We start from the raw sequence: 9,505 nt of genomic DNA on the forward strand, positions 1-9,505 counted from the left end.
CTATTCGTCGGCAGCGTCAGATGTGTATAAGAGACAGCCTATTCCCGCGGATCCAGCACCCGATCAGCCAGCCCGTACTCCACCGCCGCCTCGGCCGTGAAGACCCGGTCGCGGTCGGTGTCGTGGCGGAGGCGCTCCGCGGTCTGGCCGGTGTGCTGGGTCAGGATCGTCTCCAGTTCGCTGCGCATGCGTACCAGTTCGTCGGCCTGGATGATCAGGTCGGGGATGGGGCCTTGGCCGCGCGCCGCTGGTTGGTGCAGGACTATGCGGGCGTGGGGCAGGACCGAGCGTAGGCCTGGTGTGCCCGCGGCCAGCAGGACCGCGCCGACGGCGATGGCCTGGCCGACGCAGGTGGTGCGGATCGGGGCCTTGATGTGTTGCATGGTGTCGTAGACCGCCAGCATCGCCGGGAGGTCGCCGCCTTCGCAGTTGATGTAGAGGCTGATCTCGCGGTCGGGGCCGTCGGATTCCAGGTGCAGGAGTTGGGCGATGAGGGCGTTGGCGACGCCGGCGTCGATCGCGGTGCCCAGGTAGATGATGCGCTCGGTGAGCAGGTGCGAGTAGATGTCGGTGACGCGCTCGCCCCGGGGGCTCTGGGTGGTCACGTAGGGGATGGTGTAGCTGCTCATGTCGAGATCCCGATCCGTCGGCGTTCCGGCACGACCTGCCCGAACGAGTCCACGATGTGGTCGATGAAGCCGTAGTCCCGCGCCTGCTGGGCGGTGAACCAGCGGTCGTGGAGCGAGTCCTCGAAGACGCGGTCGTAGGGCTGGCCGGTGTCCGCGGAGATCAGGGTGAGGATGGTGTTGACCGTGTGCCGCAGGTCGTCGGCCTGCACCTCGACGTCCACCGCGGTGCCGCCGATGCCGGCCGAGCCCTGGTGCATCAGGATCCTGGCGTGCGGGAGGGCGAAGCGGCGGCCGGGGCTGCCGGCCGAGAGCAGGAACTGCCCGGCGCTACAGGCCAGGCCCAGGGCGAGTGTCGAGACCTCGCACGGCACCAGGCGCATCACGTCGCGGATCGCGAGCATCGCCGGCACCGAGCCGCCGGGGGAGTGGATCCACAGCGAGATGTCGGCGTCCGGGTCCTCGGTCGCCAGGGACAGGAGCTGCGTCGCCAGCAGGGTGCCGTTGTCGTCGTCGAGTACGCCGTCCAGCACCACGATGCGGCGGCTGAACAGCTGGTCGCGGGTGCGCCAGGTGAACTGGGGCGTCTTTTCTTCTTCTTCTGCCATGCCTCCACCGTGCCCCGGCGCACGGCGGCTGCGAACGCCACGCTGCTGTGGGCGGATCCGCTGTGGGCGGATCAGCTGACAGCAGCGTCCGGGGTCCGCGCGATGCCGGCCCCCACCACCGCGGCGGTCAGCAGCGCCAGGCCGCCGGCGCACACCATGACCACCCGGGTCGAGGACGCGTCGACGACCCGCCCGCCGAGCAACGCGCCGAGCGCGAGGGTCGCCTGGAACGAAGCCGTGAACAGCACGCCTGCCGCCTCGGGCAGCCGCGGGGCCGCCTGCGAGAACCAGGTCTTCGAGCACGCCGGGACGGTGCCGTAGGCAAGGCCCCAGAGGACCAGCAGGGCCAGCGCGCCGAACGGGTTCGCACCGAGCAGCGGCAGCAGGAGCGTGGCGGCGGCGATCAGAGCGGCGCTGACCGCGAACGTCCCGCGAAGGCTGCGTCCCAGCGTGCGCCCGGCGACGACGGTGCCGAGGATCCCCGCCGCGCCGTAAATCAGCAGATAGACGCTGACACTCGACTCGCTGATCCCGGTCGTGTCGCGCAGAAACGGCGCGAGGTACGTGTACCCGCCGAAGTGCGCGATCACCACGAGCGTCGTGACCAGCAGCCCCGAGCGGACCCCGGTGCCCCGCCCGCGGAGCAGCCCGGCGAGCATCGCGCCGCTGGTGGCCCGCAGCATCGGCAGCGGTGGCAGCGTGCGGAGCAGGGCGAGGCAGACGAGTCCGGAGAGAACACAGAGCACTGTGAAAGGTGCCCGCCAGCCGGAGGCATGCCCCAGCACCGTCCCCAGCGGCACCCCGACCACCGATCCGACCGGCACGGCCGCGAAGACCAGCGCCGTGGCCTTCGACAGCGACCCGCTCGGCACCAGCCGCGGCGACAGCCCCACGCCGATGGACCAGTACCCGCCGATCACCAGCCCGGTCAGCGTCCGTCCGACCAGCACGAGCCAGAACGCGGGCGCCACCGCGACCGTCAGGTTCGCCAGGGCCAGCACCGCCATGAACACCGCGAGCACGGCCCGGCGGTCGAAGCGCGCGGCCGCGACCGTCGTCAGCGGCGCGCACACCGCCGCGGTCAGCCCCGGCAGCGTCATCAGCAGCCCGCCGGTCCCGGCCGAGACGTGGAATCCGGACGCGATCGGGTCCAACAGCCCGACCGGCAGGATCTCGCTGGTGACGATGACGAAGATGCCCAGGGCCAGGCAGGTCACGCCGTTCCAACGCGCGCGGACGGGGACGGTTTCGGTGCGTACTTCGGCGGCGGCGGACACGGATTCGGATACGGATACGGACATGGATTCGGACACGGACATGGCGGCTCTTCCCGACTGAGCTGGATGGCAGAACGTCTTGATCCAGTACAGCTCGCGGGGACGGAGTGATCCGGCGGGTTTCCGCCCTGACCAGCAGCCAGTGCTCAGGCGGTGCGGAGCTGGCGGCGCAGCACGTCGGGCGCCTCGATGAGCGAGGGCCCGTACCAGGTGAGATGACGCCCGGAAAGCAGTGCGGACGGCAGGCCGGGGAACGCCTCGGGGCCGTCGGAGGCGCTGAAGGCATACGGCTCGTCGGGGAGCACGACGAGCTCGGCGCCGCTGGTCACAAGCTCGGGCAGCGGGATCTTCGGGTAGCGCTCGGGGTGCTCGGCGTACACGTTGTGCACGCCGAGCCGAGCGAGTACGTCCCCTGCGAACGTGTCGCGGCCCAGTACCATCCACGGACGCCGCCAGATGGGGACGACGGCGGGGACGGCCGAATCAGGACTTTGTGATGCCCAGGCCGCCTGCGCCCGGTCGAGCCAGTCCGGCCGTGCCAGGCCGCAGCCGACCGTCAGCATCCGGTCCAGCTCCCGGAAGGCCTGGTCCACAGTCCGGACCTCGGTGACCAGCACAGACACCCCGGCGCCGCGCAACGCATCGAGATCCGCCGCCCGGTTCTCCTCCTCGTTCGCCACCACCAGATCCGGGGCCAGCGAGACGATGCGCGCCACATCAGGGTTCTTCGTCCCGCCGATCCGTTCGACGTCCAGATCGGCGGGATGCGTGCACCAGGCGGTGGCCCCGGCCAGCAGCCCCGGCGCCGTCGCGGCGATCGCCTCGGTCAGCGACGGAACCAGGGACACCACCCGCATCTGGGAGCCTTTCCGGTATCAGAACTCGTCGTCGAAGGAGACGCTACCGCCGACCGCCACCTGGTACGCCGAGACCCGCCGCTCGAAGAAGTTCGACAGCTCCTGCACGTCCTGCAGCTCCATGAACCCCAACGGGTTCGCGGTCCCGTACACCGGCTCCAGCCCCAGCTGCTCCAACCGCCGGTCCGCGACGTGCTCCAGGTACGCCCGCATGTCCGCCACCGGCAGTCCCGACACGCCGCCACCGAGCAGGTCCTCGGCGAACTGCGTCTCGCACTCCACCGCCTCGGCCAGCATGTCGCGCACCTGCTGCGCCATCTTGTCGTCGAACAGGTCCGGCTCCTCGGCGCGGACCGTCTCCACGACGTCGAACGCGAACGCCATGTGCATCGACTCGTCGCGGAACACCCAGTTGGTGCCGGAGGCCAGGCCGTGCAGCAGGCCGCGCGAGCGCAGGAAGTAGACGTAGGCGAAGGCGCCGTAGAAGAACAGGCCCTCGATGCACGCCGCGAAGCAGATCAGGTTCAGCAGGAAGGTCCGGCGGTCCTCGCGGGTCTGGAGCCGTTGCAGGCCGCCGAGCGAGTCGATCCAGCGGAAACAGAACTCTGCTTTGCGCCGGATCGAGGGGATGTTCTCCACGGCCGCGAACGCCGCGATGCGCTCGTCCTCGTCCGGCACGTAGGTGTCGAGCAGGTTCAGGTAGAACTGGACGTGCACGGCCTCCTCGAACAGCTGCCGGGACAGGTAGAGCCGGCCTTCGGGGCTGTTCACGTGCTGATACAGGTTCAGCACCAGGTTGTTGGCGACGATCGTGTCGCCGGTGGCGAAGAACGCGACCAGGCGCGAGACGAGGTGCCGTTCGGCGGCCGAGAGCCGGTCCAGGTCGGTCAGGTCACTGTGCAGGTCCACCTCCTCCACGGTCCAGGTGTTCTTGATGGCGTCGCGGAAGCGGTCGAAGAAGCGCGGGTAGCGCATGGGGCGCAGGGTCAGGTCCAGACCCGGATCGAGCAGCATGAAGGTTCTTTCCTTTACTGGCAGGCTTCGCAGGCTTCGGGGTTCTCCAGCGAGCAGGCGATCGCCTCGTCGTCGGCGACCACCGGGAGGTCGGCGGGGGAGGTGGTCGCGGCGACCGTCGCCTGCTGGATCCGCGTCGCGGGCCGCGAGCGCAGGTAGTACGTGGACTTCAGCCCGGCCTTCCAGGCGTACATGTACATCGACGACAGCTTCCCGATCGTCGGCGCGGCCAGGAAAAGGTTCAGCGACTGCGACTGGTCGACGAACGGCCCGCGGGCGGCGGCCAGGTCGATCAGCGCGCGCTGCGGCAGCTCCCACGCCGTCCGATACAGGGCCCTGACTTCGGCCGGCAGCGCCTCGACGCCCTGCACCGAGCCCTCGGCCCGCTTGATCGCCTCGCGCACCGCCGGGGTCCACAGCCCCAGCGCCTTCAGCTCGCCGACCAGTGCCGAGTTGATCTGCAGGAACTCCCCGGACAGCGTCTCGCGCTTGAACAGGTTCGACACCTGCGGCTCGATGCACTCGTAGCAGCCGGCGATGGAGGCGATGGTCGCGGTCGGGCGATGGCCACGAGCAGCGAGTTGCGCAGGCCGGTGGCCGCGATCCGCCCGCGCACCGCACCCCACCGCGCGGCCAGCTCCGGCGCGGTGGCGACGTTCCACAGGTCCGGCTGGAGTGCTCCCGAGGCCGCGCGGGTCTCGGCGAACGCCGGGTGCGCGCCGAACTGCTCGGCCAGTCCGGCCGAGGTCTCCAGCGCCGTCAGGTAGATCTCCTCGGAGATCTGGGTCGACAGCTCGCGCGCCCGCGCGTCGTCGAACGGCAGCCGCAGCGCGAAGAACACGTCCTGCAGCCCCATCACGCCCAGCCCGACCGGCCGCCAACGCGGGTTCGACGCCGCGGTCTGCTCGCTCGGGTAGTAGTTGATGTCGATGACGCGGTCCAGGAAGACCACCGCGGTGCGGACCGTGGCCCGCAGCCGGTCCCAGTCCACGGCGTCGCGCGCCGGGGTCAGGTGCGCGGCCAGGTTGATCGAGCCCAGGTTGCAGACCGCGGTCTCGGCGTCGGAGGAGACCTCGATGATCTCAGTGCACAGATTCGACAGGTGCACCGTGTTGCCGGGCAACCCGGTCTGGTTGCACAGCTTGTTGGAAGCGTCCTTGAACGTCATCCAGCCGTTGCCGGTCTGGGCCAGCGTGCGCATCATCTTGCCGTAGAGGTCGCGCGCCGGGACCTGGCGGACGAAACGGCCCTCGGCCTCGGCCGCGCGGTAAGCGGCGTCGAACTCCGCGCCCCACAAGTCCGGCAGCTCCGGCACCTGGTCGGGGTCCATCAGCGACCAGACGCCGTCGGTCTCGACCCGGCGCATGAACTCGTCCGGGATCCAGTTGGCCAGGTTCAGGTTGTGGGTGCGGCGCGCGTCCTCACCGGTGTTGTCCCGCAGTTGCAGGAACTCCTCGATGTCCGGGTGCCACGGCTCCAGGTAGACACACGCCGCGCCCTTGCGCCGGCCGCCCTGGTTGACCGCCGCGACCGAGGAGTCGAGCGTGCGCAGGAACGGGACGATGCCGTTGGAGCGGCCGTTGGTGCTGCGGATCAGGGCGCCGCGCGAGCGGACGCGGGAGAAGCCGATGCCGATGCCGCCGGCGAACTTCGACAGCCGCGCGACCTGGTGGTAGCGGGCGTAGATGGAGTCCAGCTCGTCCCGCGGGGAGTCCACGAGGTAGCAGGACGACATCTGGGTGTGCCGGGTGCCGGAGTTGAACAGCGTGGGGGAGCTGGGCAGGTAGGCCAGCGAGGACATCAGGCGGTAGAAGCCGATCGCCTCCTGCGGGTCCTGCGACAGTCCGGCCGCGACCCGCAGCAGGAAGTGCTGCGGCGTCTCGATGACGCGGCGGGTCACCGGGTGCCGCAGCAGGTAGCGGTCGTAGACGGTGCGCAGGCCGAAGTACTCGAAGCGCCGGTCGCCGTCGGGGTCGATGGCCCTGTCGAACCGCGCGGCGTGCGTGCTGACCAGGTCCTGCGTCACGTCGCCGATCAGGCCCTCCCGATGCCCGACGGCGATGGACGCGCTGAACGTGGTCGAGCCCTGGCCGGCCGCCTCGCGGGCGATGACCGCGGAGAGCAGGCGGGCGGCGAGCTTCGAGTACTGCGGCTCCTCGCCGATCAGCTCGGCCGCACTCTGCACCGCGAGGTCCGCGATCTGCTCCGGGGTGGCGGCGGGCGGCAGGCCGGCGAGGGTCTTGCGGGCGACGCGGGACGGGTCGACGTCCGGCAGGTCGGCGGACCAGGCGGCGATGTCGCGGAGCAGGTCCTGCTCAGCGGACTGGTCTGACGTCGGGTGCGGTCCTCGCGCCGCCGCGACCGCCTCGGCCGGCGCTGCGATCGTCTCGGTCGGCACCGCGACCGTCTGGGCCGGCACCGCGACCGTCTGGGCCGGCACCGCGACCGTCTGGGTCGGCACCGCGACCGTCTCGGCGGTCTCAGCCGTTTCGACCGTTTCGACCGTCTCGGCCGGCACCGCGGCCGACAGCGTGTGCGCCCCCGCGCGCCCCGCTGTCTCCGTGGTCCCGGTATCGACCTGGGTGACCGTCACAACCTTCTCCTCGCCAGTCGTAGGTCCGGTCCGGACCGATGGCGAGCAGACAGCGATGCGGGCGGCCGGGCCGCGACGCATTCCGCCGTCAGCCGTCCCACGCGGCCTCGGACCAGCCGCGCCCCACGTCCGGGCACGGCACCGCTGGCAGGTCTTCGGACTCGCGGGCGCCCGGCGGAGCCCCGGATCGGGCTCCGCGAACCTACTGGCCGTCACTTCCCAGGCCGGCGCCCGAAGGCGCCGTCGGCCCAGTGTGCACGACGGCTGTCGTTCCCACTCACCGCTGCGGGGCAGTCCCGGATTCACACCGGGTTCCCTCTTGCCTCGGCCCCCGCCCTTGCCTCAGGCGGTGGCCGAACCAGCTGCGTCGCACACCATATCTTGTGGTGGCTCTGAAATCCCAATCAACATGCTGTATGTCAGAGGGCTACTGAAAGGTTGCGTGCGTGGGTCGCAGGTAGATCCGCACGCGGGTCGGCGCGTCGCCCACCGGACCGTCCATCGCCAGGGTGTACCGGTCGGCGAGGACGGCGAAGAAGTCACCTTCCGGGTCCGGTTCGATGCGCTCCACGGTGCCGCGCAGCTCCAGGTATCGATACGGCGCGTCGGGGTCGTTGATGGACACCGCGGCGCTCGGGCGCTCGCTGAGCTCCTTGTACTTCGCGCGCTTCGTCGAGGTGGTGAAGGACAGGAACTCACCGTCCCAGAGGAACCACATGGGGTTCACGTGCGGGGTGCCGTCGGCGCGGATCGTCGCCAGGTGGCAGAAGACCGGCCGCTCGAGCAGGTCGGTGTGGGATTCAGGGATGACGGACATGGGTCTACTCCACTCGGGGACGGGGCCGGGAGCAAGGCGATGATCGGACTGATTGCGATCACGAGTCGTGATGGATGCCGGCCACCGCGATCGCCGCCTTGGCCGGGAATCGGGGCGCGGGCGCGCCTTTGGTACCGCCGGCCACCGCGTACGCTCTCGGGACTGTGGAACTGCGCCAACTCAAGTACTTCCTCGCGGTCGCCGAGGAACTGCACTTCGGCCGCGCCGCCGAGCGGCTGTCGATCGTGCAGTCCGCGGTCAGCCAGCAGATTCTGCGGCTGGAGCGCGAGCTGCGGGTGGAACTGCTGGACCGGACGCCGCGCCGGGTGCGGCTGACCGCCGCCGGGGCGGCGTTCGTGCCGGTGGCGCGGGACGTGGTGGCGGCCGAGCAGCGGGCGCTGGACACGATCGCCGCGTTCCGGGTGCAGCGCGGGACGGTGCTGCGGCTCGGGACGAGCGCCGGGATGGGGACGCGTCTGGAGCGGGTGCTCGAGGCGCTGGCGGTGCGCTCACCCGAAACAGTGGTCGAACTCTTCTCGGCGCCGCTGGAGGACCGGTTGCGGCGGGTCGCCGAGCGGGAGTGGGACGCGGCGTTCGTGCGGGGTGACGTCGCCGTGCCGGACGGGCTGCGGCTGCTTCCGGTGTGGCAGGACGAGCTGCTGGTCGCGGTGTCGAAGCGGCATCCGCTGGCCGGCGAGGGGGAGATCGAGATGGCGCGGCTGGCCGCCTCGCCGTTGTCGCTGGTGGCGCGGCGGCTCAATCCGCCGCTGGTGGACCTGGTGCTCCAGGCGTGCCGGGAGGCCGGGTTCGAGCCGGTGACGGGGCCGGGGGCCGGGTCGTTGCAGGACAAGCTGGCGGCGTTGAGCGCGGGCGGGCCCGGCTGGACGGTCGTGTACGCGGCGCAGGCGGAGCAGCTGGCCACCGGGCGGCTGGCGTTCCTGCGGGTGGCCGGCGGGCTGTCGATTCCGGCGGCGCTCGCGGTGCGGGTCGCCGATCGGGAGCGGCTGGGGGCGTTGGTGGCGGCCTGCCGGGCGGTGATCGATCTCGATCGGTGATCGCTGCGGGCTCAGGATGCTTCTGGGTCGCGGGCCCGGATCGCGGTGGAGTGGAGGCAGACCGATCTGATCACCGCCAACACTTCAGGAGCCTGCCATGACCACGGCTTCCACCGCCGAATGCCGACCCGAGCCGGACGCGGGACCGGCCGCCGCCGGTCCTATGACCACGCCGCCCGCCGCGGACACCGCCCGACCGACCGGGCAGTCGACCGAGCAGTCAGCCAACCGCACCGCGCCGACCAGCGCCACCACCGGCCGCCAGCGCCTGGCCTTCGCCGCGATCGCCACCGGCAACCTGCTGGTCCTGCTCGACACCTCGATCCTCAACGTCGCGGTCCCCGACGTCCAGCGCACGCTCCACCCCTCGGCCGCCGCGCTGCCCTGGGCCGTCGACGCCTACACCGTCGTCTTCGCCGGGCTGCTGCTCGCGGCCGGGGTGTTCGCCGATCGGTGGGGTGCCAGGCGCGTGTACCTCGGCGCGCTGGCGGCGTTCGCCGTGCTGTCAGCGCTCTGCGCCGCCGCGCCTGATGTCAGTGTGCTGATCGGCGGTCGGGCGTTGCTCGGCGCGGCCGGTGCGGGGCTGGTGCCGGCGTCGATGGCGTTGCTGATCGGGCTGTATCCGGATCCGGCGCGGCGGCAGCGGGCGGTGGGGGCG

Annotated in this window: 8 protein-coding genes, 1 pseudogene and 1 riboswitch; of the genes and pseudogenes, 2 read left to right on the forward strand and 7 right to left on the reverse strand. The window is 71.1% G+C overall.

The features are described from left to right. Positions 1-38 precede the first annotated feature (38 nt). From KGQ19_RS45140 to KGQ19_RS45170, 7 genes and pseudogenes are all read right to left on the reverse strand, one after another. Positions 39-629 carry a ClpP family protease gene (locus KGQ19_RS45140; RefSeq protein ID WP_212021203.1) on the reverse strand — a complete coding sequence of 197 codons (591 nt, stop codon included), beginning with the start codon at positions 627-629 and terminating at the stop codon, positions 39-41. Continuing rightward, the gene (locus tag KGQ19_RS45145) at positions 626-1,234 is read right to left on the reverse strand and encodes a ClpP family protease (protein ID WP_212021205.1); all 609 of its coding nucleotides are present in this window, start codon (positions 1,232-1,234) and stop codon (positions 626-628) included. Before KGQ19_RS45145 ends, KGQ19_RS45140 begins: the two co-directional genes overlap by 4 nt. Positions 1,235-1,305: 71 nt before the next feature. Further along, on the reverse strand, positions 1,306-2,553 hold the full coding sequence (locus tag KGQ19_RS45150) for an MFS transporter (RefSeq protein WP_212021207.1): 1,248 nt from the start codon (positions 2,551-2,553) through the stop codon (positions 1,306-1,308). A gap of 104 nt (positions 2,554-2,657) precedes the next feature. Continuing rightward, a complete protein-coding gene (locus tag KGQ19_RS45155) occupies positions 2,658-3,368 on the reverse strand; it encodes a helical backbone metal receptor (RefSeq protein WP_212021209.1) in 711 nt (236 codons plus the stop codon). Positions 3,369-3,386: 18 nt separating this feature from the next. Beyond that, positions 3,387-4,382: a ribonucleotide-diphosphate reductase subunit beta gene (locus KGQ19_RS45160; RefSeq protein WP_212021211.1), complete on the reverse strand. Its 996-nt coding sequence runs from the start codon at positions 4,380-4,382 to the stop codon at positions 3,387-3,389. A 14-nt stretch (positions 4,383-4,396) separates the two neighbouring features. Further along, a pseudogene (locus KGQ19_RS45165) lies at positions 4,397-6,690 on the reverse strand (ribonucleoside-diphosphate reductase subunit alpha). A gap of 414 nt (positions 6,691-7,104) precedes the next feature. Continuing rightward, positions 7,105-7,353: riboswitch (cobalamin riboswitch) on the reverse strand. A gap of 49 nt (positions 7,354-7,402) precedes the next feature. After that, a complete protein-coding gene (locus tag KGQ19_RS45170) occupies positions 7,403-7,792 on the reverse strand; it encodes a PPOX class F420-dependent oxidoreductase (protein WP_212021213.1) in 390 nt (129 codons plus the stop codon). Between the two features lie 74 nt (positions 7,793-7,866). On the opposite strand from KGQ19_RS45170, the gene KGQ19_RS45175 reads away from it, so the two are divergent. Continuing rightward, entirely contained in the window at positions 7,867-8,847 is a 981-nt protein-coding gene (locus KGQ19_RS45175; protein ID WP_212021219.1) for a LysR family transcriptional regulator, read from the forward strand. A gap of 97 nt (positions 8,848-8,944) precedes the next feature. Continuing rightward, positions 8,945-9,505: MFS transporter (locus tag KGQ19_RS45180; RefSeq protein WP_230420431.1), on the forward strand; the 561-nt coding region annotated here is incomplete at its 3' end.

This window comes from Catenulispora pinistramenti (genome assembly GCF_018274385.1).
Classification (GTDB): domain Bacteria; phylum Actinomycetota; class Actinomycetes; order Streptomycetales; family Catenulisporaceae; genus Catenulispora; species Catenulispora pinistramenti.